The following is a 23,372-nucleotide window of genomic DNA, read 5'->3' as shown; positions in this document are numbered from 1 at the left end:
TCATTTTCGCGGACTTTTGATCAGTCCGCGCTCGGGGCGAAGTCGCCCTTCCACTCGGCGCGTTCGTCACCCGTGCTCGCCCTGACCGTGTAGCGGTCGGCGTGCGCGTCGCGCGCTCCCTCAGGGTGGTCGTACTGCCCGGCGAAGACGTGCTCGCCGGCCGGTACGGTCCGCCCCGCCCTGAGCGTCCACCGGTAGAGGAGGGAGCCGTCCCGTTCCGTCACCGTCACAGCGAAGTCACCGGCGGGCAGCGAGCGCCAGTTGCCGGTGTCGGCGACCTCACCGCCCCGGGCGACGCGCAGTTCGACGGTGAGCGCGGTCAGCGGCTTCTTCGCCTTGACGGTGATGTCGCTCTGCGACCAGTACGTGCTGGAGCCCGGGTCGATGGAGCCGTCCGCCCACAGCAGCTCGGCCGCGGGCACGGTCCTGGCGCCGCGCGACGGATCGGCGGGGGCCGAGGGCTTGTCGGACTTCGGCCCCCCGGACGCCCCGGGCTTCGGGACTCCGGACTTCGGCGCGCCGGACGCGGGGGGCGCGTCGGGCGTGCCGCTCGGTTCGCGGGGCGGCGGCGGGGCGGGCGCGCGGCTGTGCGCCGATGCGGCGGGTGGCGCGTCCGGCGTCGAGCTGGTGGCCACGGACCGCGCGTCCGATTCCGCACCGCGCAGCGCGGAGGCCACGCCGTACCCGGCGACCGCGCAGACCCCGGCCACGGCGGCGGTCGCTGTCACCACGCGCAGCCAGGACGCGCCCGCCCCACGGGGCGGCCGTGTGCGGCGCTCGGTCCGCTCCCGTCCGGCCATGCCGCGCTCGACGCGGGCGAGCATGCGCTCCCGGTCGGGCCGGTGCGCGTCGGCGGCGGCGCGCAGCTGCCTTCGTACGTCGTTCTCGTCGTCCCTCATGCGCTTCCCCCCGTGTCCGCCGTGACCGCGCGCACGCGCTCCCATGCGGTGTGCGGACCGAGGCGTCGTTGCAGCTCGGCCATTCCTTTCGACGTCTGGCTCTTCACCGTACCGACCGAGATGCCGAGCGCCTGCGCGGTGTCCTTCTCGGAGAGGTCGAAGGCGTGCCGCAGCACGACGCAGGCCCGCTTGCGGAAGGGCAGGGCGCGCAGCGCGTCGCGTACGTCGACCACGGCCGGTACGTCCGGGTCCGCCACGTCCTCGCCGCGGCCGGACCAGAAGAGCATGACGCGGCGGCGTTCGCGCATGGCGCTGCGGATGCGGCTGCGCGCCATGTTCGCGACGACCCCACGGGCGTACGCGGCCGGGTGGTCGGCGGCGCGGACGCGGTCCCAGCGGTGCCAGAGCGCGAGCAGCGCGTCGGCCGCCAGATCGTCCGCATCGTCGGCCTCGCCGGTCAACAGGGCGGCCAGCCGGGCGAGTTCGGCATAGTGCCGCTCGAAGAAGGCGTGGAACTCGGCGGCGCCGAGCCGGTCGGCGGCGGGCGCGAACTGGTGCGGGAGGGCGACGCGTTCGTCCGGCACGAGTCCCGGATCGCGGGACGGCGGCGGGCTCTCGGTCACGTGCGGGTCCCCTCGGCGGACGATGGCGGCTCTTTTGTCGAAGCGCTTCGATGCTCAGTGTTACTTGGCGATCATGTCAAGGCGAGCGGCTCACGGGCCCCTCAGCCCCGCTCTATCGCCGCCCCTTCGTAATTCCCGCCGCTCTGAGCCGAGTTCAGGAACGACCCTTGTTACGGTTCGGGCGGTCAGCCGGGAGTGACGGCCGACTTCTCGTTGACGCCAATGACGTAGCCGTCGAGATCACGGAAGTAGAAGAGCCGCATGCCGTTGTGCTCGATGAGCGGCTTGACGATCTCGGCGTGCCGCGCGAACCGGTCATGCGCCTCCTGGATGTCGTCGACACCCAGGTAGTGCATGCCCGCGAAGCCGATGGGCGTGTCCGCGAGGACGGGCAGCCACTCCTTCAGCTGCGCGTTGCTGTAGAGCATTCCGCAGAAGTCGCCGCCGTGGAACAGCATGTGGATGTCGTCACCGGCCTCCGCGCTGCTGGAGTCCACGGTGAAGCCGAGCTTCTCGTAGAAGGCGATGCTGGCGGCGGTGTCCTTGACGCTGAAACAGGGTGCGAAAGCCATGAGCGTTTCCTCTCGGCGAGTGACCGGAATTGAACAGTACATATGTACGGTACCTCTCTACCGGTATATGCGCAATTCGGGCATATGAGAGCGACGTAGACGGCCTCCACCGCGCTGATCTGGCCAGCGAGCGGTACGGTACGTACGTACTTATACGAAGCCGTTCCCACCCCCAGGAGCCCGGAACCGTGCCCCCCGAGAGCCCCCCGCGGCGCCGCCGTGATCCCGAACGCCGTATCGCCGAGATCGCCGCCGCCACCGAGCGCGTCATCGCCGAGCGCGGCATCGAGGGGCTGACCCACCGGGCGGTCGCCGAGGAGGCGGGCGTGCCGCTGGGGGCCACCACCTACCACTTCGCCACCAAGGACGACCTCATCCAGGCCGCGCTCCAGCGGGCCTACGAGCGCTACGCCGCCATGCTTCAAGAGTGGGTCGCCCAGCGCCCCCTCCTCACCGGCAACCAGCTCGTCGTGCTGCTGACCGACGCCCTCATGAGCTGCTTCGGACCTCAGCGCGCCGACGAGGTGGTCGAGCTGGAGCTGTACCTCGCCGCGCTGCGCCGACCGGCCCTGCGCCCCCTGGTGGACCAGTACACCGAGGCCACCACCAACGCCCTGCTCCCCTACACCGACCCGGTCACGGCGCGGGCCGCCACCGCGGTGATGAACGGTCTCACCCTGCGCGGCCTCGCCGCCTCCCGGCCCCCCACGCGCGCCGAGGTCGAGGACATCCTCGCCCGCGTCCTCACCCCGAACCCGGCGCTCCCCGCCTGACCGCGAGACTCCCCGGCGCGCTTCAGCCGGGCGCGTTCCCCGAGCTGGCCCTCACCGTCAGCTCCGGGGGGATCAGCGAGACGTCGTCCTCGCCGTGTCCCGCCAGCTTGGCGACGATCCGCTCCACCGCCCTGCGGCCCATCTCCCCGGCGGGGATGGAGACCGATGAGAGCCGTACGGACGCCTGGAGTGCCACCTGGTCGGGGCAGATCGCGAGGACCGAGACGTCCTCGGGGACCGCGCGGCCCCGCCGGCGCAACGCTCCGAGCAGCGGCTCGACGGCCGACTCGTTCTGGACGATGAAGGCCGTGGTGCCCGGCCGCTCGTCGAGGACTCGCGCGAGCGTGGCGGACGTCGGCCCGTGCCCCGCCTCGCACGGCCGGTGCAGCAGCCGCACCCCCAGCTCGGCCGCCTTGCCGCGCAGCCCCTCCAGGGTGCGCTCGGCGAAACCGGTGTGCCGTTCGTAGACGGCGGGGGGCTCGCCGATGAAGGCGACGTCACGGTGGCCGAGGCCCGCCAGGTGCTCCACGCACAGCGCGCCCGTCGCCACGAAGTCGAGGTCCACGCAGGTCAGTTCCGTCGTGTCGGCGGGCAGGCCGATGAGGACGGCGGGGCGCTCGCTGTCGCGCAGCAGCGGCAGCCGCTCGTCGTCCAGTTCGACGTCCATGAGGATCATGGCGTCGGCGAGCCCGCTGCCGGTGACGCGGCGCACGGCCGCCGGGCCCTCGTCGCCGGTCAGGAGCAGTACGTCGTAGCCGTGGGCGCGGGCGGTGGTGGCGACGGCGACGGCGATCTCCATCATCACCGGCACGTACATGTCGGTGCGCAGCGGCATCATCAGGGCGATGACGTGGGACCTGCTGCTCGCCAGGGCGCGGGCGCCCGCGTTCGGGTGGTAGCCGAGCTGCTGGATGCTGCGTTCGACGCGCTCCCGGGTGCCGGTCGAGATCGACCGCTTGCCGCTGAGGACGTAACTCACCGTGCTGGCCGAGACCCCTGCGTGCCTGGCGACCTCGGCGAGGGTGACCATGCGGCTCTCCTGGGTTGGGGCTCGGTCGGGTCGATCGCACCGGCCCGGCGGGACGGTGCGATCGACCCTATGGATGCTCCCTTGGCCTGTCCAGACGGTGAGTCGAAGCGCTTCGGCTCATGCACGCTCGCGGATCTGTCACACCGAGTCGGCGACGACGCGCACGGGAGAGCGGCGAACGGCGAACGGCATGAGCACCCCCGCGACGGCGAACAGCGCGCCCAGCGCCAGCCAGCCGCGCCCGCCGTCGTCGGACAGGCACAGCGTGGACAGCAGCCACGGGGCGATGGCCGTCGCCAATCCACGGCCGAGCGAGAAGAAGCCCTGGTACTGGCCGTGCGCGCCCTCCGGAGCGAGAGTGAAGCTGAGGCCGAACGACCCCGCGGAGGTCCAGAGTTCACCCGCTGTCAGCAGCACCGCGAAGGCGGTGAGCAACACCGTGGCCGCCCAGGGCGAGGTCGCATGCGTGAAGACGACCACCACGCACGCGGCCAGCAGGCTCAACCCCGCGCGTCGGCACAGCCGGCCCGCGCGCGTGTTGTCCTCCGCCCCGCGGCTGGCGCGGATCTGGAGCAGGATGACCATGGCCGCGTTGATCACGACGATGACGGAGACGGTCAGCGTGGGAGCGGACGTGTGATCGACGACCCAGAGAGGTACGGCGAAGGAGAGCACCTGCGCCTGCAGGCTGAGGACACCGCAGAGGACCGTGACCCACAGATACCGCACGTCGCGGAAGACCTGCCAGCGTGACGGTGACGGCATCTCCGCATCGCCCATGACGGAGTCCGCGTCCAACCAGCGCAAGGGGATCGCGGCAGCCAGAAAGGTCAAGGCCGTGCCCAGCAGCAGGACGGTGTAGGCGGTGGTGGTGCCCGCACCGATGGCGACGGCCGCGAGGCCCGCGCCGATGGCCACCCCCACATTGGTCACGACCCGCAGATATGCCCGCAGCCGCACGCGCTCGGCCCCTTCGCCGACGGCGGCGATCAGCGCCCCGCGGGCCGCGCTGCTGCCCTGTTCCGCCAGCGTGAAGACGATGATGAGCGCCAGGAAGACCGCGTACGAGCGGACGAGCGCGAGCCCCGCCATCGTCACGAACTGCACGGCGAGCAGGACGCCGTAGGTGAGGCGCGGGCCGTAACGGTCCGCCAGGCTGCCCAGGGGTACCGCCCCGGCGAGGGATATCAGGCCGGCGAGGGTGAGCCCGAAGGCGACCCGGCCGGTGGAGAAGCCTGCCACACGGGTGAAGAACAGGACGCTGGTCGGCAGATAGAGACCGCTTCCCAGCGTCTTGATCAGCCATGAGGCGGCGAGCAGCCGCGGCGCTCCCGGGGCGGGCAGCAGCCTGTCGGCCAGCAGGCGGATCACCGCGGTTCGCCGAGCGCGCACAGCTGCTCGTTGAGCCGCGCTGCCGCCTCGGTGTCGTCGGCGGTGTAATGCACTTCGAGGTTGCCCGTCCCGCTCCGCGAGGGCGGTAGGGCCTCGATGACGCCGGGCAGCGCGAGGACCCGCTCCAGCACGCCCTCCCGGTCGGGCAGCTGCGTACGGCCGAGGGTGCGGCCCTGGAGGCGGGGGGCGAGCTGTGTCGGCTCGTGGAGGGCGGCCCGTACGAACTCCTCCCACAGGTCGATGCCGAAGGCGTGCCACCACATACGGGAGATGCCGAGCCCCCCGGGCCTGATGGCCACCTCGCCGACCACGGGCCCTTCGGCCGTCTCGAAGACCTCCAAGTGGGTCACGCCGTCCGACAGTTCGATGGCCTCGACCACACGGGCGTGCAGTTCAAGAACGCTCTTGGCGAAGGAACTGTCCTCCGCGACGAAGCAGCTGCTGTTGTACTCGGACGGAGTGACCAGCGGCGGGGTGAAGTACTGCGAGACCGCAGACGCCATGACCCGCCCGCCACGTACGACGCCGTCGCAGTGGTACTCGCGCAGGAGCGGCACCACGCTTTCGACCTGCACCGGCACACCGCGTCCCGCGAGGTCGTCGAGGTCTCCCGCACGTCGCCGGACGTCGAATTCCTCCTGGGAATCGAGGCGGTAGGTGCACTTGGAACCGGAGCCGAGGACCGGCTTGACCATGACCGGCCATCCGAGCGCCTGTGCGGCTTCGGGGATCCCGTCGACGGTCGCGGCCTGTTCGAAGTCCGCCACCGGCAGCCCTGCGGACCTCAGCTTCTTCTTCATGGCGTACTTGTGGGCCGCCCACAGGGACTGGTCGAAGGTCGGTCCGGGCAGGTCAAGGAGGGACCGGATGAGTCCGGCGGCGACGATGCTCTTCTCCGTGGCGGCGACGACGTGGTCGAACGGACCGCCGCGGGCGAGTTCGTACGCGGCGCGCTCCACCTGCGAGAGGTCTTCGAAGCTGTCGACGAGGGCGCTTTCGTGTTCGGTGTAGAGACCGGCGTACGCCTTGCGGGTGATCACCCGGACCCGCAGGTCGGTCCGGCTCGCCAAGGTGCGCATCACCTCCGGCTTGTCGGAATTGAGCAGCAGGACCTGCCGGGTCACCCGGGCACCTCGATTCGGTAGTAAGTGACGGTTGCCGCCGCCTCGTCGACGACGGCCCAGGACGGGTTCGGCCCCCGCACCGGGCCGACGTTGACGAGGTACTGGCGGTCCGGGGCGAGGTGTACGGCTTCGCCGAAGCGCACCGGGACGCTCTCCACGTCGGCCCAGGCGCGCCCGCGCCCCGCCTCCGGCAGCCGGTGCAGGGCGCTGCGGTGGTGGTGGCCGTGGAAGAGGGCCCGTCCGGTGAAGTCGGCGTCCAGAGGGCACCACAGGCCCGGCTCGACCTCCTGCCAGGGCGGCAGCGTATGGCCGTGGCAGTACGTGGCGAATTCCGTGTGGAACGACAACGGGGCGTCCAGTACGGGACTTGCCCACGCGGGACGAGCCGGGGCCGGTACGAGCGCGCTGATGCGCTCCTCCTGGTTTCCCCGGACGACCCGGGCGCCCTCCAACAGCTCGACAAGCTCGGGGTCCTGGTCGAAGACCTCGTCGACGCGCGAGAACGTATGGCTCGCGACATCCCGCTTGCCGACGTGGCACTCGAGGACGTCGCCCAGACAGATGACCTGGCGCACCTGCTGACGACGCACGTGTGCCAGGGCCGCACGCAGGGCGGCGGTGTCGCCGTGGATGTCGGTGACGACGGCGTAGCGCATCGGTCAGCCCTTCACCCGCCGGTCCGCCGGCCGCCCGGCCGCATCCACCTCGATCAGCACCTGTTCCGCGAGGCGCTCGCAGCGCCGTGCCGCGTCTGCCGCATCCGTCCCGCCGGTCAGTACGTATCCCGCGCGGTCCTGGGAGCTGCGTACCGGACCGATCACCTCGCCGACACCGACGTCGAGGCTGATCACGGCCGAGGCGTCGCCGGCGTCCGGCGTGCGGATCTGCCGGACCGTTCCGGGTGCCGGGGTCAGGAAGCGGATGGCGGCGCCGCCGCGGGCAGGCGGCGGGTTAGGCGGTGCGGGGAGCAGCCCGAGGGGGCACCCCACCGTGAGACCGACCAGGTCGATGCCGTACGCCCGGCGCACCAGCTCACGGATCTTGTCCCCGCCGATGCGGTTGTGGGACTCGATGATCCGGGGCCCGAGCCGGGTCACCTTCACCTCGGTGTGGGAAGGTCCCTCGTGCAGGCCGACGGCGTCCAGGAACGCCACTGTGAGCTTCACGGCCTCCTCAAGGGTCGCGGGCGGCAGCGCGCTGGGCATGGTGTGCCCGACTTCCACGAACGAGGGCAGCACCTGCTTGTCGGTGACCGCGACGACCGTGTGCCGCCCCTGGTGGGAGAACCCCTCCACGCTGATCTCAGGGCCGCCGAGGAACTCCTCCGCCAGGGGATCGGCGCCGCCCGCCGCGGTGAACCGCCGCCAGGCGGCCTCCGCGTCCCCGGGGCCCTCCACTCGTTCCACCGCCTTGCTGGAAGAGCCACCGGCCGGTTTGAGGATCACCGGCCCTCCGATCTCCCGGCAGAAGTCGACCAGTTCGCGGGGCGAGGCGAGCGGCCGGCTGCGCACCGGACTGAGCCCTTGGGTGTCGAGGAGTTCCCGCATCCGCCTCTTGTCCTGAAGGAGGCGGACGGTGTGCAGGGAGTTCCCGGGCACGCCGAGCGCCCGCGCCGCCGAGGCGGCGGGCAGCAGCCCTCGCTCGGTCAGGGACAGCACGCGGGCCAGTCGGTACCGCTCGTGGAACGGGGCCAGTGCCTGGAGGACCGCCTCGTCGTTCTCGAGGTCCGCGGCGACCGCGTGGTCGGCCACGTCCGCCGTCCGCGGCCGGGGCCCACCCGCGGCGTGCACGAAAACCGTACGTACCCCCAAGGCGCGCGCCGCCTCCACGAGTTGAGGAGTTCCGGCCACCACCGCGACGACCGGCCCGGAGCCATGGCTCACGCCGCGGCCTCCGGCCGCCGCTCCCCCGCCGTGGCGGCGCGTGGCTCGCCGAACCGCTCCTTGAGGTAGGCGACGACATCGGAGTTGTCCCGCAGCTTGCCCGGGATCACCGTCGCGCCGTCGACCAAGGCGGGGAGGAACTTGCTGCCGGTCACCCGGATCAGCTCGTGCCGTTCGTCGCGCGGCTTGGGCACGTTGACGTTGACGTACGAGATCTGGAGTTCGGTCAGCAGTTCCCGTACGGGTTTGCAGTCGGGGCAGGTCTCCCGCTGGAACAGGACGAGCATCACTTCACCTCTTCGTGGAAGGTACGGATTCGTGGAAGGTACGGACGACCTCGCCGACACCGATTCCCGGAGTGAAGCGGTGCCCGAGTGCGAGCAGGGACATCTCCAGGGCTCCGAAGACCGCACACAGGTCGAGGGCGTCGGCGGCGCCCACGTGGCCGACCCGGATCAGCTTGCCCTTGAGGTGCGCCTGCCCTCCCGTCATGGTCAGGCCGTACTGGGTGGACAGGGTCTTCAACAGCTGGGAGGTGTCGATCCCCTCGGGCGCGAGCGCCGAGGTGATGACATGGCTGCGGGAGTGCGGCGGCTGGATGAACGTGGTGAACCCAAGTGCGAGCAGGGCCCGTTCAGCCGCGCGGCCAAGGGCGGCGTGTCGCTTCTGGAAGGCCGGCAGCCCCTCCTCGGCGAGCATCTTCAAGGACTCGTGCAGGCCGAGCAGGAGCGAGACCGCGGGCGACGAGGACGACATGGGGTAGAAGTGGCGCAGCCGCTCGAACGACCAGTAGTAGGTGGGTCCCGAGGAACGCTCCACCGCCGTCCACGCCTTGTCCGAAAGGGCGATGAAGGCGAGGCCCGGCGGGAGCATGAACCCCTTGTGCGAGGCCGCGAGCACGACATCGAGACCCCACTCGTCCATCAGCAGGGGGTGCGCCAGGAGGCCGCTGATGGCGTCCACCACGACGACCACATCGGTGTCACGGAAGATCTGCCCGATGGCTTGGACATCGTTCAGGGCGCCGGTGGAGGTCTCGCTGTAGACCACGAACACGCCCCGGATCCCCGGGTGTTGGGCGTAGGCCTTGGCCACCCGCTGGGGGTCGACGCTGGTGCCCCACTCGCTCTCCACCACGTGCACGGTGAGCCCGTAGTTCCGGCAGATCGCCTGGAAGCGCTCCCCGAAGTAGCCGTTCGAGACGACGAGGACTTCGTCCGTGGCGGAGAAGCAGTTGGCGACGGCCGCCTCCATGGCGCCGGTGCCGGATGTGGCGATGGTGTAGACGGGGTGGTCGGTGCCGAAGAGCGGCGGCAGCCCCTCGTTGATCTCGCGGATCAGCGCTTCCATCTCCGGCGAACGGTGATGGATGATCTCCCGGGCGCCGGCCAGCAGAAGTCGCTGGGGCACCTCTGTCGGCCCTGGAGTGGCCAGACGCAGTTTCACCGGTTTCCCTCCTTGTCCGCGCGCGGCGGGTCGATCAGGACTCTGCGAGTGGCCGGTTTCAGGTCGAAGTCGAACAGCACCACACGGTGGGTGGCGGACATGCCCAGTTCCCCGCCGCGGAAGGGAACCAGCACACTCGTGCCGATCAGGGACGACTTCAGATGGGAGAACCCGTTGGGATCGCCGGTGGTCAGCTCGTGCAGATAGCGGTCGCCGTCGTCGGGCGCCAGCCGCTCCAGCGCCCGCAGCAGGTCCTGCACCGCGCCGGGTTCGTAGCGCATGACGGTGAGACCGACCGTGCTTCCGTGGGCGAAGACACCCGCGAGCCCGTCACCCGTGCCGTGCCCGCGCAACCGCTCGGTGAGTTCATCGGTGATGTCGTAGTGGGAGTTGAGGCCGGTGCTGGGAATCGTCAGTTCGATCACGCGACGCTTCCCTCCGCGATGGGCAGGGGGAAGTTGTCCTCCGTCAGATCGCCCGGCCCCGTCAGCAGCCACGCGGGGACCTTCGCCAGAGCGGCCGTGATCCGGCCCCGCCGGTCGGACTGGGCGGCGCGGGCGTCCGTCAGATAGTGGTGCCATCCCGCGTTGGCGCCGTCGAACGCGGATTCCACGTGGGCGTCGAGAGAGGCCGCGAGTGTGTCCGGCGCGGCCGTGCAGGCCTCCAGGACGGTACGGTCACCGGGCCCGATCGACGGATGGATGATCGTGACGACGGGCACCCGCACCCCTCGGGGCGCGCTGGGGAAGCGCTCCCGGAACCGGACCGGATCCACCGCGAACTTGCCCACCGGCGAGAACGCGTGGCCGTCGGCGGGTTCGTACCCCTCGGCGATCCCGGCGATCTCCTTCAGGCCGGGGTACTTGGCGATGGTGCCGTACCCGAGATGCGGGTAGTCCGGCCAGCCCGAGGCGAGCACCGAGCCGTCGGCCTGCTCGTGCAGCACGGTCTTGTCGCCGCTCATGATCTGGTAGCCGAACTTCTCCACCAGCTCCAGCAGGATCGTGCTCTTGCCCGCGCCCTTCGCCCCGGTGATCAGGACGGCGGACTCGTCGCGGTACGCGGCTGTCGCGTGCAGCACGGCTGCCCCGCGGTTCTCCTGGTCCTTGAGCACGAGGTCACGGATCAGCTCGACGAGGTCCATGGCGCCGCCGGGGCCGAGCACCACGTCGATGGTGCGTGCGGCGCGGTCGAACACGAATCGGGTGCCGGTCTTGGTGCACTCCAGGTACTCGCGCCCGAGCGCCTCGGCGCGCCTGGCGGGGACGGTGAAGAACTCGCTGGCGCTCTTGCGGACGTAGATCTCCTCCCACTCCGTGCCGGCCGGGGGCACATGACGGCCCGACCGAGCGGCCGCGATGCGCAGGGTGGCGAGGGCGGGGCTCCCCTTGGTGCTGTCACTCCCCTTGTGGCTGTCGCTCCCGTTGGTGCTGTCACCGGACACCTCGGCGGCCAGATGGGTCCCGAGGAAGTCCAGCGCCTCGCTGATGTCGGCGCCGGGCTCCACCTCCAGGTCCAGGCGGGTGCCTTCGAAGGTGAGGTGGCGCAGCCCGGTCCCGGTCGACGCGGTCATCGCCCGGCCTCCGCGAGGTCGCGGCCCAGCTCCTCGTACCTGGCCTGGCGCTCCAGCATCTGCGGGACCCGCTGCAGGTCGAAGATCTCCTTGAGCGAGGCCAGCTCCTCCTCCACGTGGCGCGTGGTGCCGTCCCGCATGATCCTGCTCAGCGTCTCCCGCATGGCGCGCAGCGAACTGCGCAGCGCCTGGTTGGCGTAGATGGCCATGGCGAAGCCGCGCTCCTCCAGCTCACCCACCGTGACCTGGTTGTACGTGGTGGGGACGACGACCACCGGAAGGTCGCCGTCGTACGCCTCCCGGAAGGCGAAGACCTCGTCCGGCTCGGTCAGCTTCGAGTGGATCAACAGTGCGTCGGCGCCCGCGCGTTCGTAGACCTCGGCCCGGCGCAGCGCCTCGTCCATGCCCTTGCCGGAGATCAGCGCTTCCAGGCGGGCGACGACGACGAGGTCCTTGCGCATCTCGGTCGCGGCTCTGATCTTGCCCGCGAAGTCGTCCAGCGGAGCGAGGTCCTGATTTCCCTCGACGAAGCTGTTGAGCTTGGGGAACTGCTTGTCCTCGATGCAGACTCCGGCGAGCCCGCGCGCCTCGTAGGTCTGCACCATGTGGATGACGTTGTTGACATTGCCGAAGCCGGAGTCGCAGTCCGCGAGCACCGGCAGGGCCACGGCGTTCGCCAGTCCGGCGGCCGCTTCGAGGCATTCGGGCAGCGCGAGGATGTTGGCGTCGGGCACCCCCGCGGCGGCGGAGATCTCCAGGCCGCTGGACCAGACGGCGTCGAATCCGGCCTCCTCGGCGAGGCGTGCGCTCAACGGGTTGTGGGCTCCCATGACACGCGTCAGACCGGGGGACTTGAGGGAGGCCCGCAGTGCCTGTGCGGCACCCATGGGGGCGGACGGCTGGTGGGTGGTCATGCGGGGAGTCCTCCACTCATCTCTTGGCAGACGGTCTCGGTCACGTCGTCGAGCACCTTTCGCGGGCGGGCGAGGCCGATGCGGCGGCCCACTTCCCACGGGTCCAGTCCATAGCGGGCGGCGGCCTTCTCCAGGCGGTCCTGGTAGTAGTAGTGGTGGTCGTTGATGCCGGACGCGATCTCCGCCCTGCGTACGGTCATCGGGCGGGGCAGCACCTGCTCGGCCACGTATTCGGCGGCCTCGCAGACCGCGGGCAGATCGGTGTGCGTCTCGTAGGCGGACCACGCCGTCAGGAACGCGGCCGCCTGCTCTGTCGCGAGGTTGCCGGCCCCGCGGGCCATGGCGCACAGCGACGCGTCGAGCCAGGTCGCTCCGGCGTCCATGGCGGCGAGCGCGTTGGCGGTGGCGAGCCCGAGGTTGTTGTGCGCGTGGATGCCGATCGGGCAGTCCAGCCGACCGGCGAGGAACTCGACGCGCTCGCGCACCCCGTCCGGCGTGAGCGAGCCGAACGAGTCGGCCACGTACATCACGTCGGGAAGCTCCGAGCGGACCTTGGCCGCGATCTCGGCCAACTGATCGAGGTCGGCGTAGCTCACGGCCATCAGATTGACGGTGGTACGCAGGCCCAGGGAGCGTGCCGCTCGGACGTACTCCGGTACCCCGTCGATGTTCCAGGGGTACGCGGCGACCCGGACCATGGAGATGGGGCTGTCCGGGAGGTCGGCCATGGCCTCGACGGGGCAGACCGTGGGGACCACCATGACGGCCAGCTCGGCGTGGCTCGTGGGCGGCAGGGCGGCGAGGAACTCGGGCGTGCAGTGCGCGGTGGGCCCCGCGGTCGAACTGCCGCGGCTTCCGGAGCCCCCGCGGTAGCCCACTTCGATGACGTCGACGCGTGCCGCGTCGAGCGTGCTGACGACGGTGTGCACGTCGGTGGGGGTGAACTGCCAGTCGTTCTGATTGCCCCCGTCACGCAGGGTGCAGTCAAGTAGTACGGGTTTCACGCTGTCCTCCTTAAGGCATCCGCCTGGACCCCGAGCGCCGCTCGGAAGCGGGAGACGAGTTCCTGGGGGGTCAGAGCCACCCGGTGGCCCGCCTCGTGGGTGCGGGGAAGGCACCGGATGTGCACGAGCGCGGGGGTCTCGGTGAGGTCGAGGGCCGCGAGCCCTTCGGCGCTGTCCACCGAGTGGGCGGCGGCGTATCCGGCGGCGAGGGCCAGGGCGACCGGATCGCCGAGCGCCGCCGTCCGCTGTCCTCCGGTGCTTTCGTGGGCGCCGTTGTCCAGCACGATGTGCAGCAGGTCCGGCCGGTGTTCCGCGATCATCGGGAGACAGCCGAGGTTCATGGCGAACGAGCCGTCCCCGTCGAGCACCACCACCCGTCGGCCGACGTCGGCCAGGGCTACACCGAGACCGATCGGCCCGGCCATGCCCATGGAGCCGACGAGGTAGAAGTTGGTCTCGCGGTCGTCGATGTTGTACGCGTCGCGGGTGATGTAGCCGCACGTCGTCACGTACAGCGCGGACGGCTCGCGGGTCCGCACGGCCTTGATCGCGTCACGGATGTCGAGCATGGTCAGATGCCTTCCTTGACGATGAGGACCGCGGTGCGCCGGCCGCTGTCGAGCTGCTTCAGGAAGGCGTCGACGGACTGCTGCGGCGCTTGGGGGTCAAGGACCGTCCACGGCAGGTCGAACACGTCGAGCAGGTGCGTCAGTTCACGCCCGATGACGTCATGCTCGACCGCGTCGTTCCCATCGTGCCCACGCCAGCTCACCACCAGGGGCAGATGGACGTCGTAGATGAGCGTGAACGAGGTGAGGACGTTGAGCGAATACCCGAGACCGGAATTCTGCATGAGCACAACGGTCTTGGCTCCGGCTAGCGTCAGCCCGGAGGCGACACCGACCGCGCTGTCCTCTCTCGGCGCCGGCACGTAACGGGCGGGACTCCGAGGATCCTCAAGGATCCGGAACATCCCCTTGAGCAACGAGCACGGGACACCGGTGAAGTTCGTGAATCCATGGCTGAACAGAGACCGCATCACGATTTCGGACGCATTGCTCCGCGTGGCGGTATTCACAGATGAAACCCCCGTCTCGTAATCCCTTGAACGCCACTCAAGCATGTCCCAAACCCCAGGCGGTCACAAGGGGGTTCCGAGGTAAACAATCAGGAAAGCAACTAGAAAAGCAATCAAGCGATTTCGGGCAGGCCAAAGCGGCAATCCCGCGGTGCGAGGATTGCCGCTTCACCGATGCTGATTCATTCCCCCCGGTCAGACCGTGCGCGCGAGCACCTTGACGCCGGCCGCGTGGGCCGCCCGGTAGCAGTAGGCCGCGCGGCTCACGGTGAGCAGCTGGCAGTCGCGTTTCGAGGCCATCTGGGCAGCGTGGCAGGCCGCGAGGACCTCAGGGCCTTCGATGCGCATGGAGGTCGACGCCGCGTAGAGACGCCCGGCCTCGACGGCTGACTCCGGCTCCGTCTCCCCTATCTCCAGATCGATCCGTGCACAGAACGCGGACAGCCTCCTGCCGAGAAACGCATGCCGTTCCTCGCATGCCTCGTCCCAGCAGGACCGCATTCCTCCGGCCACGGCGATCGCCACCGCCGGAGCGGACAGCGTAAGCGTGCCGCGCAGCACCGATTCCCGAATGGCGAGGGCGCCCGGGGTATGTGCGTCCACGATTCGATAGAGCGCGAAAGGGTCCACCACCGCACTCTCCACTGACCCCTCCACAGTCCGTTCCGAAATGCCCACTAGCCGACCACCGCACTGTGGGCAACAGGTTCGAGAATGCGCATGAAACGCGGTCTTCCAGCCACCGAAGGCAGGGCGGCGATGGAATTCACGACGGAGAGGAGATCCGACTCCCTGGACTCTTCGGTGACCAGAACCCAGGTATCGGTTTCCGCCGTGTGACGCCGTTGTACGGAGTCGACCCGGACGTCGTTCATGCGCAGCGCGGAGGCGATGTCATCTAGTGCCGCGGTGGAATCGCGGACGCGTACCGAGAGGTGGAACCGGCTGCGCAGCTCCCGCATCGGAATTCCCCGGCCCGTGGCGGTGGCCCGCGTGAACGTCTCCTGGTGCCCGAGCAGTCTCTTCCTCGCGGCCGTCACCACGTCCCCGACGACCGCGCTCGCCGTGGGGATGCCCCCCGCGCCCGCGCCACGGAACAGCAACTGGCCCGCGCCTGCCGCCTGGACGACCACGGCGTTGTCCGCGCCTTTCACATCGGCGAGCGGATGCGTGCGCGGCACCATCGCCGGATGCACCCGGGCCTGGATCCCGTGCTGCCCGCCTGCCCTTTCCAGGATGGCGATCAACTTGACGACGCAGTCCTGGCGTCCGGCGTCGGCCACGTCCTCCGCCGTCACCCCGGTGATGCCCTCGCGGTACACGTCCGCCGGGGAAATCCAGGTGTGGAAGGCGAGCGAGGCGAGGATCACGGCCTTGGCCGCCGCGTCCGTCCCCTCGACGTCGGCGGTGGGGTCGGCTTCCGCGTACCCGCGCTCGACGGCCTCGCGCAGCGCCGCGTCGAACTCGCCGCCCGTCTCCGTCATGCGGTCCAGGATGTAGTTGGTGGTTCCGTTGATGATGCCGGCCACGCGTGTGACGTCGTCACCGCCGAGCGAGTCGCGCAGCGGACGCAGCAGGGGTATCGCCGCGGCCACGGAAGCCTCGTAGAACAGGTCGACTCCGTGCCGCGCGGCGGTCTCGTGCAGAACGGATCCGTACTCGCCGAGGAGCGCTTTGTTGGCACTCACCACCGAGGCACCGTGCTCCATCGCCGCGACGATCAGCGAGCGGGCCGGCTCGATGCCGCCGAGCAGCTCGACGACGATGTCGACGTCGTCGCGTTTCACCAGCTCCAGCGGGTCGTTGGTCAATAACGCCGGATCGACGCCGAGGTCTCTGGGCCGCTCCAGGTCCCGTACCGCGATGCCCGCGATGTCGATGGGCGCGCCGACGCGGTCGGCCAGCGCCGCACGGGTCTCGTGCAGCCGTCGTACGACCTCCGTGCCCACGACTCCGCATCCCAGTACGGCTGCTTTCAGAGGCCGGGTGTTCATGGCGTTGTCCTTTCGATGGCACGGCGCCGCTGGAACAGCCGAAATGCTTCGGCGAACGCGACCAACAGCACGGGCAGGATGAGGAAGTAGCGGAAGAACGCGAGGGAACCGACCAACGCGATCAGCCCGATCACGGCGCCGCACCAGGCCGCGGTCATCCGCCGAAGCAGCCGCACCGCCGCGGCCAGACCGGCCACGTACACCGTGACGAACAGGACGGACGCCGCTGTCATCAGCGACTCGACACCGACCGGCGCGACCGAGAGGACCAGCATGACCAGCGCGCAGATCACGGCCAGTACGGCGAGGCTGCGCCGGGGCACCTCACCTGCGGCGCTGCCCTTGGCGAACCACTTGGGCAGGCTCCCGTCACGTCCCAGCGCGGCGCCGAGCCGCGCTCCGCTCGCGGCGAAGGCGTTCACCGTGCCGAAGGAGAGCAGGACCGCCACTGTGACGGTGAGGGCCTGTGCCGCGTCACCGATGCCACGCTGCATGAGCATCGTCAGGGGAACCGCCGAACCGTTCATGGCGGGACCGAGCACACCGATGCAGGCGAAGGCGAGACCGAGGTACACCAAGGCGACGACACCGACGGAGAACGCCGTGATCCTGGGCAGTTGCCGCTTGGGGTCGGAGAACTCGCCGGAGAGATGGGTGACGGCCTCCCACCCGGCGAAGGAGTAGAAGAGCAGCGTCACGGCCCCGCCCACCGCGAACCACCCGTGCGGAGCGAACGGCTCCAGGTGCTCCGCGCGGGTCTGCGGCAGGGCGGTGAGAACCGCCGTCAGCAGGACGAGCATGAGCAGCCCGACCATCGCCAACTGCATCCGCCCGGACATGCGGAGCCCGTACCAGTTGCTGCCGTAAGCGACCATGAGGATCACGGCGGCCGACGCCATGGCGGTGGCGCGACCGCCCCCGAGGGCACCGGCGACGTACTCGCCGCCGATGAAGGCGGCGCAGCAGTTCGCCACGGGTACCGTGAAGTAGAAGCTCCAGCCGACCGGTGTGGCCGCTCGGCTTCCGAAGGCCTTGGTGACGAAGGTGGCGATTCCGCCCCCGTCCGGGTAGCGCGTGCCCAGCGCCGTGAAGGCGCTGGCCACCGGGACGCAGAGCAGGACGATGAGTGTCCAGGCGATCAGCGAAGCGGGGCCTGCGACTCGTGCGGCGAGTGCGGGGAGAGCCAGCAGCCCGCCCCCGAGTACCGCGCCGACGTAGAGCGCCGTTCCCTCACCGATGCCGATGCCCGGCTGTAACGGAACGGGAGAGGTGGGGGAAGGGCGGGTGAGCGTGCCGGATCCCGTGCCATCGGGTGTCATGGTCAGCGCCCGGTCCCCGCGTAGACGACCGCCGGGACGTCGCTGTCGAGGCCGAAGCTCCGGTGCAACGCGCGTACCGCCGCGTGTAGTTGGTCGGCGCGGCACAGCGCCGAGACCCGGATCTCCGACGCCGAGATCAACTGGACTTCGATGCCGATGCCGGCCAGCGTCCTGCAGAGCGTCGCCACGATGCCGGGCTCGCTGCGGATGCCGGCTCCGACGAGCGAGACCTGGCCGACTCCGCCGTCGCACCGCACCGGGCCATAACCGATACGGGCGCGGTGCTCCTCCAGGAGTGCGCAGGTCCGCTGGCCGTCCTCACTCGCGACGGTGAAACTGAATTCGGGTCTCAACGGGGCGCAGATGTTCTGGAGCATATCGATAGGTATGGCGGCGCCGGCCAGCACGTCGAAGATGTGCGCGACCACCGAAGGCTCTGCGGGAATATGCTCCAGAGTGATCTGCGCAATGGACTTGGTATGGGTCACGCCGGTGACACGAGAGGCCTCCACGGAAACATCCTCCATCGAATTCGAGACGAGCGTTCCCGGATGATCGGTGAACGAAGAGCGGACACGGATGCTCACGTCGTGGCGGCGGGCGTACTCCACGCAGCGGGACATGAGCACCTTGGCCCCGGTGGCTGACATTTCCAGCATTTCCGCGTAGCTGACAGTCTCCAGGAGTCTCGCACTGCCGACGATACGGGGATCGGCGGAGAACACACCGTCCACGTCCGTATAGATTTCGCAGATATCGGCCTTCAGCGCGGCGGCCAGCGCGACCGCCGTCACATCCGAGCCGCCGCGCCCGAGGGTCGTCGTGTCGTTGGTGTCCCTGCTCACTCCTTGGAACCCCGCGACCAGCGCGATTGCCCCTTGGTCCAGGATCTGGCGGACTCGGCTCGGCACCACCTCGACGATGCGGGCCCGGCCGTGGGAAGCGTCGGTGAATATTCCGGCCTGCGCCCCGGACAGGGAGAAGGCAGCTCCTTCCAATTCATGTATGGCCATGGCCATCAGCGCGTTGGACATGCGTTCTCCGGAGGTGAGGAGCATATCCATTTCACGCGCCGACGGGTCGCTGCTCACCTTTCCCGCCAAGTCGATCAGTTCATCGCTGGTGTCACCCATGGCCGAGCAGACCACCACGACTTCATGGCCGCTTCCATGTAAATGCAGTATTCGCTTGGCGACCTGCTTCATGCGGCCCGGGTCCTGCAGGGACGACCCACCGTACTTCTGGACGATCAGCACTCACTTACTCCATTCGGCATCATGGCCGTGCGGACCTTGCGGAGAGCTTCGTGGGATTCTATTTCGCCACTCACATGCCGAGAAGGCACGCGGAAAGACGGTAGGGTTTCGCATTCCTACCTGTCAATAAATTGCATTACGGAGTGCGGGTCGAGGGCGTCAGGAGTCGGCTTCGATCACTTTCGCAAGCCGAAGCCAGCGTTCGGCGCAGGCCCGAGCGGCCTGCGCCATCGCGGCTCTGCGATGCGCCGGCACGCTCTCGGCCAGCCAGTGCAGCCTGCCCTCGTCCCGGATGGAGTGCGCCTGCAGTAGTTGCAGCAGGGCCCGCCCCGCGTCTGTGCGCATCGAGGGGTCCCGGTGGAGACTCACCAGTGCGCTCTCGCCACCGGCTGATGCGGCTTGCCGCATGTGCTGAGGCGTACGCGGTGACGGAGTGACCGGTTCTGGTGGCCCTTGTCGGGTCCCGGCATCGCGCCGCAGCCTTGGTGGCAGCGGGTCCTTGCCGGCGCGCACCCTGTCACGCACGTCCTTCGCCGTGGCGGCGCTGATCCCAGCCGCTTCGGCGATCTCCTTCAGAGTGCTGCTGGGCTTGGCGTCGAGCAGCCGGCTCGCGCGCATGCGGCCCTCGGTCGGGTTGAGGGGCCGTAGGCGCCCATCCCGGCCCACTCGTTTTTTCAACTGCTTGTTCTGTTCAGTTGAACGCGTGCGCAGAGCCGCGATGCTGCCCGGGGCGAGGCCGGTGACGGAGGCGATGCGCCGGTCCGACCAGTGGGGGCGCGAGGCGATGATCCGTGCGGCCGCGTGGGCCCGGTCGGTCTGGCTGAGCGGGAGGCCATGGGCCGCGTTCAGCTTCACGGCCAGAACGAAGGCCTCTTCCTCGTCGCCCTCGAAGAACTCGACCGCGATGCGGTCCATCCCTCTCAGCGCGGCGGCCCGCAGGCGGTGCATGCCATCGATGACACGCATGGTCGACCGGTGGACGAGGATGGGCGGAAGCGGTGTGTCCAGCCCGGCGAGTCTCTCGATGTGCTTTTCGTCCTCCCCCGCGACCCTTGGGGAATCCGACGGCAAGAGAACGCTGAGGGGGACGGTCTGGGTGACCTGTCGCCCCGGACCGGCTGACGACGCGAGGTACAGGGCCATCAACCGGCCTTCTTTTCACGGCCGTTGATGCCGTATGACCCGCTTGTGCCCCGGAGGCGGATCCACGCCTCGGCGGCTAACTGTGTGGGTGTCTTGGGCGACTTGAGGGGCCGACTCATCGTGCCGATCTCACCTCGAACTCCGTTTCGATCGCAGTGACTGGCGACGTCTGTCTGTTTGACAGGCCAATCCAGGCAGGCCACGGACCGGGGCAGCGGAAGGCGTCACCGCAGGAGGTCTCTGCGCGGGAGGCCGCTTGTCACCGGCCAGCCTTCCATCTGCTGGTTTCGTCACAGTATGCTTCCACGCCGACACAGGCTCGTCAACCAGTAGACGAAGTGCCACACTGGACTTCAACTGCCCGTTGAGTGACGGCAGATGGGGCCTGCTCGGCCACAGGAGGACGCATGACTGACGTGCCAGGGGAATCGGCGCTTGCCGAGCGGCTGGACGGCCTGTTCCGCAAGAGCCTCCCCGAGGGGCGGCGGTGGACCAACAACGAGGTCGCCGAGAAGATCAAGGAACGACATCCCCAGATACGCGTCAGCGGTGCCTATCTGTCAGCGCTTCGCAACGGCTCTCGCGCCCACCCCTCACAGGAACTGCTGGCAGCGCTCGCGGAGTTCTTCGGCGTCTCGGCGGCCTATTTCGTCGACCCTGACCATGCGGAGCGAGTCGATGCTCAGCTCGCGGGGCTTGAGATGCTGAAGCAGGCGGGCGTCCGCGGGGTCGCCCTGAGAGCGGTGGGCCTGCAGCAGGACAGCCTCGAAGCCATTACAGCCGTACTGGATCAGGTGAGGAAGCTTCAAGGGCTGCCACCCGTCGAGGGATGACGATGCGCACCCCCCACACATGCGCCAAGCCGCCGTCGCGCAAGGATTCCGGCCACGAGCCGACCGTCCGTGCGCCGTACGGTCCGTGGCCTTTCCTCGCTGAGGAGTCGTTCCAGTGTCGCCTCGTATGAGACGAGACCAGCGTCGCAGCCTCGCCCGCTTACGCCGCGATTGTGAGGCCCGTCTGACAGCCTTGGCGCTTCCCGCGTCGGGCGACATCGCGGAGTTGTGCGCCTGTCTGGGTGAGCGGCGCGGCCGCCCCATCCATCTGCTCCCCATCGCCATGCGGGCCGCACAGCCGTGCGGCCTCTGGATAGCCTCGGACCAGGCCGACTTCATCGTGTTCGAGGCCAGGACCACGCGGCCTCATCAGGAGCACATCATCGTGCATGAGCTGGCGCACATGATCTGCGGCCACCGCAGCAGCTCGTCCCTGGACGACGCGACCGCCCGGCTGGTCTTCCCCGACCTCGACCCGAAACTCGTCCGCGATATTTTGGGGCGCACGAACTACTCCGACACCCAGGAGCGAGAAGCCGAGATGGTGGCGAGTCTGATCCTCACCACACGGAACAGCGGACTGACCGCACCCCCGGTAACCGCGCCCGGGCTGGGGGCACTGAGCGGGGCACTGGGCATCACCCGAAGGCGACACCAGCTGTGACCCTCGGCGATTTACGGAGCTTCGGGATCAACCTGGAGTCGGTCGGCGTCGCCTGCATGTGGCTGGCGTTGGTGCTACGGGCCCCGACCGCCATGCGTTCGAGCGAGCAACGCTCCCTCTGGCTGGCGGTCCTCGGCGCGGCAGCCGCGCTCACGCTGCATCTGCCCTGGGTCAACGACCTCGTGTACCAGGCCACCGGGCCCACGCATCTCACCGCGCTGGCGCGCAATCTGCTCGGCGTTCTCACCTCCGCCGCGGTGCTGGACTTCGTGTTCCTGGCGTTTCGTGGCCGTCACACCTACCCCCTCTACGGCCTGGCCGCGGTCGGGATGACCGTGCTCACCTGGCTGGACCTCACCGCGGTACCACATCTGTCGCACACGATCCCTCCCTCTGGCGCCCCCGCACCATCCGCCACGTACTGGGCCGTTCTCATCGCCATCAACCTCAGCACCAACGTGGTGTGCGCGCTCGCCTGCTGGTGGTACAGCCGGGCGAGCCCGGACTTCGCCCTGCGTGTCGGATTGCGGCTCTTCGGCCTCGGTGCGGTCTTCGCCGGGTCCTACTGGCTTCTCCACTGCGCATACCTCGGAGCTCGCTACTCGTGGATCCCGTCCCTCGCTCCTCTTCTGCTCGGTTGTTATGCCCTGGCACGAGCGAGTGCGATCTGCGTTCCCCTCGGGGCCATGGCGGCCCTGACGCTCCAACGCGTCCGGGTCCTGTGGCAGCTGCGGCCGCTCTGGCGTGACCTGGTCGAAGCGGTGCCCGACGTCCGGCTGGCACCCGCTCGCCGGCCCGGCCTCGGGTTTCTGAGGTACTCCGACTCTCCGCTGGACCTACGCCTCTACCGGACCGTCATCGAGATCCGTGACGCGATCCTCGACCTGCGCGCCTACGTCCCCCAGCCGGTGCTGGACGAGGTGCGCGCCCACCTTGAGGACGAAAGCTCGCCCCCCGCCGATGCCGATCCCCGCGTCACCGCCTGCTGGTTGCGCATAGCGCGACGCGCCAAGGCGGGCGGGGCGCCGCCACACCGCGGTGATCTGACCGTCCCGGTCCTCGGCGGTGCGGACCTGCCGGGCGAGATCGAATTCCTGCGCAGAGTCTCCAAGGCGGACACCACACCCCGGATCCGCGAACTCGCCGCCCGTCTTGAGCGCCCCACAGCACCACACTGAGATCGGACTATCTTCCATGGAAGTTCACGGCAGCTGCAGCGATCGGTTCAGCGCGGTGCGGGAGGCGTTGGAGGACTCCTTGCGCAGCGGAGCGGATATCGGCGCCTCGGTGGCGGTCTACCTCGACGGTGAACCTGTCGTCGACTTGTGGGGTGGCCACACCGACCAGGCCCGTACGCGGCCATGGCGGCGCGACACCCTCACCAACGTGTGGTCCACCACGAAGACGATGACCGCACTGTGCGGTCTTCTCCTCGCCGACCGCGGTGAACTGGACCTGTCCGCGCCGGTCGAAAAATACTGGCCCGAGTTCGGCAGCGCGGGGAAAGACCGCATCCTGATCCGGCACCTGCTCAGTCACACCGCCGGCCTCCCCGACTGGGACCGGCCCATGACCCTCGACGACCTGTGCGACTGGGAGAAGGCCACCACCCTGCTGGCCCGCCAATCCCCGCGCTGGGAACCGGGAACGGCATCCGGCTACCATCGCTTCACCCATGGTTTCCTGCTCGGTGAGGTCGTCCGCCGCATTTCCCGGCAGTCCATCGGCATGTTCTTCGCCGACCAGATCGCCGCCCCACTGAACGCCGATTTCCACATCGGCCTCCCGGCCGAGAACGACCACCGTGTCTCCGACGTCATCCCCGCCCTCGGTCCCCCGCCTGCCGCCAACC

General features: G+C 69.4%; 26 protein-coding genes. 5 read left to right on the top strand and 21 right to left on the bottom strand.

From position 1 onward, the window contains the following. Nucleotides 1–20: 20 nt before the first annotated feature. The 3 genes from GKQ77_RS03940 to GKQ77_RS03930 form a co-directional block, all read right to left on the bottom strand. A complete protein-coding gene (locus GKQ77_RS03940) occupies nt 21–899 on the bottom strand; it encodes a hypothetical protein (RefSeq protein WP_219687286.1) in 879 nt (292 codons plus the stop codon). Then, nucleotides 896–1,483 carry a SigE family RNA polymerase sigma factor gene (locus tag GKQ77_RS03935; protein WP_219687296.1) on the bottom strand — a complete coding sequence of 196 codons (588 nt, stop codon included), beginning with the start codon at nt 1,481–1,483 and terminating at the stop codon, nt 896–898. Before GKQ77_RS03935 ends, GKQ77_RS03940 begins: the two co-directional genes overlap by 4 nt. 224 nt (nt 1,484–1,707) lie before the next feature. After that, nucleotides 1,708–2,094 (bottom strand): VOC family protein, encoded by a 387-nt coding sequence (locus tag GKQ77_RS03930; RefSeq protein WP_219687285.1) that lies wholly within the window; start codon nt 2,092–2,094, stop codon nt 1,708–1,710. A gap of 188 nt (nt 2,095–2,282) precedes the next feature. Between GKQ77_RS03930 and GKQ77_RS03925 the strand changes: the two genes are divergently transcribed. Beyond that, entirely contained in the window at nt 2,283–2,867 is a 585-nt protein-coding gene (locus GKQ77_RS03925; RefSeq protein WP_219687284.1) for a TetR/AcrR family transcriptional regulator, read from the top strand. Between the two features lie 22 nt (nt 2,868–2,889). On the opposite strand, the gene GKQ77_RS03920 is transcribed toward GKQ77_RS03925, so the two are convergent. From GKQ77_RS03920 to GKQ77_RS03835, 18 genes are all read right to left on the bottom strand, one after another. Next, entirely contained in the window at nt 2,890–3,897 is a 1,008-nt protein-coding gene (locus GKQ77_RS03920) for a LacI family DNA-binding transcriptional regulator (protein WP_219687283.1), read from the bottom strand. 138 nt (nt 3,898–4,035) lie between these two features. Continuing rightward, nucleotides 4,036–5,289 (bottom strand): MFS transporter, encoded by a 1,254-nt coding sequence (locus GKQ77_RS03915; RefSeq protein ID WP_219687282.1) that lies wholly within the window; start codon nt 5,287–5,289, stop codon nt 4,036–4,038. Then, on the bottom strand, nt 5,265–6,413 hold the full coding sequence (locus GKQ77_RS03910) for an ATP-grasp domain-containing protein (RefSeq protein WP_219687281.1): 1,149 nt from the start codon (nt 6,411–6,413) through the stop codon (nt 5,265–5,267). The genes GKQ77_RS03915 and GKQ77_RS03910 overlap by 25 nt, the downstream gene beginning before the upstream one ends. After that, nucleotides 6,410–7,069, bottom strand: coding sequence for a metallophosphoesterase family protein (locus GKQ77_RS03905; RefSeq protein ID WP_219687280.1), 660 nt, complete (start codon nt 7,067–7,069; stop codon nt 6,410–6,412). The genes GKQ77_RS03910 and GKQ77_RS03905 overlap by 4 nt, the downstream gene beginning before the upstream one ends. 3 nt (nt 7,070–7,072) lie before the next feature. After that, nucleotides 7,073–8,296, bottom strand: a complete 1,224-nt coding sequence (locus GKQ77_RS03900) for an ATP-grasp domain-containing protein (RefSeq protein WP_219687279.1) — start codon at nt 8,294–8,296, stop codon at nt 7,073–7,075. Continuing rightward, on the bottom strand, nt 8,293–8,583 hold the full coding sequence (locus GKQ77_RS03895) for a glutaredoxin domain-containing protein (RefSeq protein WP_219687278.1): 291 nt from the start codon (nt 8,581–8,583) through the stop codon (nt 8,293–8,295). Before GKQ77_RS03895 ends, GKQ77_RS03900 begins: the two co-directional genes overlap by 4 nt. 4 nt (nt 8,584–8,587) lie before the next feature. Further along, nucleotides 8,588–9,742 (bottom strand): pyridoxal-phosphate-dependent aminotransferase family protein, encoded by a 1,155-nt coding sequence (locus GKQ77_RS03890; RefSeq protein ID WP_219687277.1) that lies wholly within the window; start codon nt 9,740–9,742, stop codon nt 8,588–8,590. Continuing rightward, a complete protein-coding gene (locus GKQ77_RS03885) occupies nt 9,739–10,167 on the bottom strand; it encodes a YjbQ family protein (protein ID WP_219687276.1) in 429 nt (142 codons plus the stop codon). The genes GKQ77_RS03890 and GKQ77_RS03885 overlap by 4 nt, the downstream gene beginning before the upstream one ends. Continuing rightward, complete coding sequence (locus GKQ77_RS03880) at nt 10,164–11,315, bottom strand: hypothetical protein (protein ID WP_219687275.1); 1,152 nt, start codon at nt 11,313–11,315, stop codon at nt 10,164–10,166. Before GKQ77_RS03880 ends, GKQ77_RS03885 begins: the two co-directional genes overlap by 4 nt. Continuing rightward, complete coding sequence (locus GKQ77_RS03875; RefSeq protein ID WP_219687268.1) at nt 11,312–12,229, bottom strand: isocitrate lyase/phosphoenolpyruvate mutase family protein; 918 nt, start codon at nt 12,227–12,229, stop codon at nt 11,312–11,314. The genes GKQ77_RS03880 and GKQ77_RS03875 overlap by 4 nt, the downstream gene beginning before the upstream one ends. Beyond that, nucleotides 12,226–13,233 carry a hydroxymethylglutaryl-CoA lyase-like TIM-barrel protein gene (locus GKQ77_RS03870; protein ID WP_219687266.1) on the bottom strand — a complete coding sequence of 336 codons (1,008 nt, stop codon included), beginning with the start codon at nt 13,231–13,233 and terminating at the stop codon, nt 12,226–12,228. Before GKQ77_RS03870 ends, GKQ77_RS03875 begins: the two co-directional genes overlap by 4 nt. Further along, nucleotides 13,230–13,802, bottom strand: a complete 573-nt coding sequence (locus GKQ77_RS03865) for a thiamine pyrophosphate-dependent enzyme (protein ID WP_219687264.1) — start codon at nt 13,800–13,802, stop codon at nt 13,230–13,232. The genes GKQ77_RS03870 and GKQ77_RS03865 overlap by 4 nt, the downstream gene beginning before the upstream one ends. A 2-nt stretch (nt 13,803–13,804) precedes the next feature. After that, nucleotides 13,805–14,356 carry a thiamine pyrophosphate-binding protein gene (locus GKQ77_RS03860; protein ID WP_219687262.1) on the bottom strand — a complete coding sequence of 184 codons (552 nt, stop codon included), beginning with the start codon at nt 14,354–14,356 and terminating at the stop codon, nt 13,805–13,807. 150 nt (nt 14,357–14,506) lie between these two features. After that, on the bottom strand, nt 14,507–14,956 hold the full coding sequence (locus GKQ77_RS03855; RefSeq protein WP_219687261.1) for a hypothetical protein: 450 nt from the start codon (nt 14,954–14,956) through the stop codon (nt 14,507–14,509). A gap of 32 nt (nt 14,957–14,988) precedes the next feature. Beyond that, the gene (locus GKQ77_RS03850; RefSeq protein WP_219687259.1) at nt 14,989–16,305 is read right to left on the bottom strand and encodes a homoserine dehydrogenase; all 1,317 of its coding nucleotides are present in this window, start codon (nt 16,303–16,305) and stop codon (nt 14,989–14,991) included. Further along, the gene (locus tag GKQ77_RS03845) at nt 16,302–17,624 is read right to left on the bottom strand and encodes an APC family permease (RefSeq protein ID WP_219687257.1); all 1,323 of its coding nucleotides are present in this window, start codon (nt 17,622–17,624) and stop codon (nt 16,302–16,304) included. Before GKQ77_RS03845 ends, GKQ77_RS03850 begins: the two co-directional genes overlap by 4 nt. Before the next feature lie 2 nt (nt 17,625–17,626). Beyond that, nucleotides 17,627–18,880: an aspartate kinase gene (locus tag GKQ77_RS03840; protein WP_219687256.1), complete on the bottom strand. Its 1,254-nt coding sequence runs from the start codon at nt 18,878–18,880 to the stop codon at nt 17,627–17,629. A 159-nt stretch (nt 18,881–19,039) separates the two neighbouring features. Next, the gene (locus GKQ77_RS03835) at nt 19,040–20,023 is read right to left on the bottom strand and encodes a ParB/RepB/Spo0J family partition protein (protein ID WP_219687254.1); all 984 of its coding nucleotides are present in this window, start codon (nt 20,021–20,023) and stop codon (nt 19,040–19,042) included. 407 nt (nt 20,024–20,430) lie between these two features. Here GKQ77_RS03835 and GKQ77_RS03830 point away from each other — a divergent pair, with 407 nt between their 5' ends. The 4 genes from GKQ77_RS03830 to GKQ77_RS03815 all read left to right on the top strand — a co-directional run. Next, complete coding sequence (locus GKQ77_RS03830) at nt 20,431–20,856, top strand: helix-turn-helix domain-containing protein (protein WP_219687252.1); 426 nt, start codon at nt 20,431–20,433, stop codon at nt 20,854–20,856. A gap of 193 nt (nt 20,857–21,049) precedes the next feature. Further along, nucleotides 21,050–21,520, top strand: a complete 471-nt coding sequence (locus GKQ77_RS03825; RefSeq protein ID WP_219687251.1) for a toxin — start codon at nt 21,050–21,052, stop codon at nt 21,518–21,520. Beyond that, a complete protein-coding gene (locus GKQ77_RS03820) occupies nt 21,517–22,698 on the top strand; it encodes an MAB_1171c family putative transporter (protein ID WP_219687249.1) in 1,182 nt (393 codons plus the stop codon). The genes GKQ77_RS03825 and GKQ77_RS03820 overlap by 4 nt, the downstream gene beginning before the upstream one ends. Before the next feature lie 16 nt (nt 22,699–22,714). Next, nucleotides 22,715–23,372 (top strand): serine hydrolase domain-containing protein (locus GKQ77_RS03815; protein ID WP_219687248.1); only part of this gene is annotated, 658 nt, incomplete at its 3' end.

The organism is Streptomyces anatolicus (genome assembly GCF_019400875.1).
GTDB classification, from domain to species: domain Bacteria; phylum Actinomycetota; class Actinomycetes; order Streptomycetales; family Streptomycetaceae; genus Streptomyces; species Streptomyces anatolicus.
Note: the sequence above shows the minus strand (reverse complement) of the source record. Positions and strands in the feature narration are given on the sequence as shown.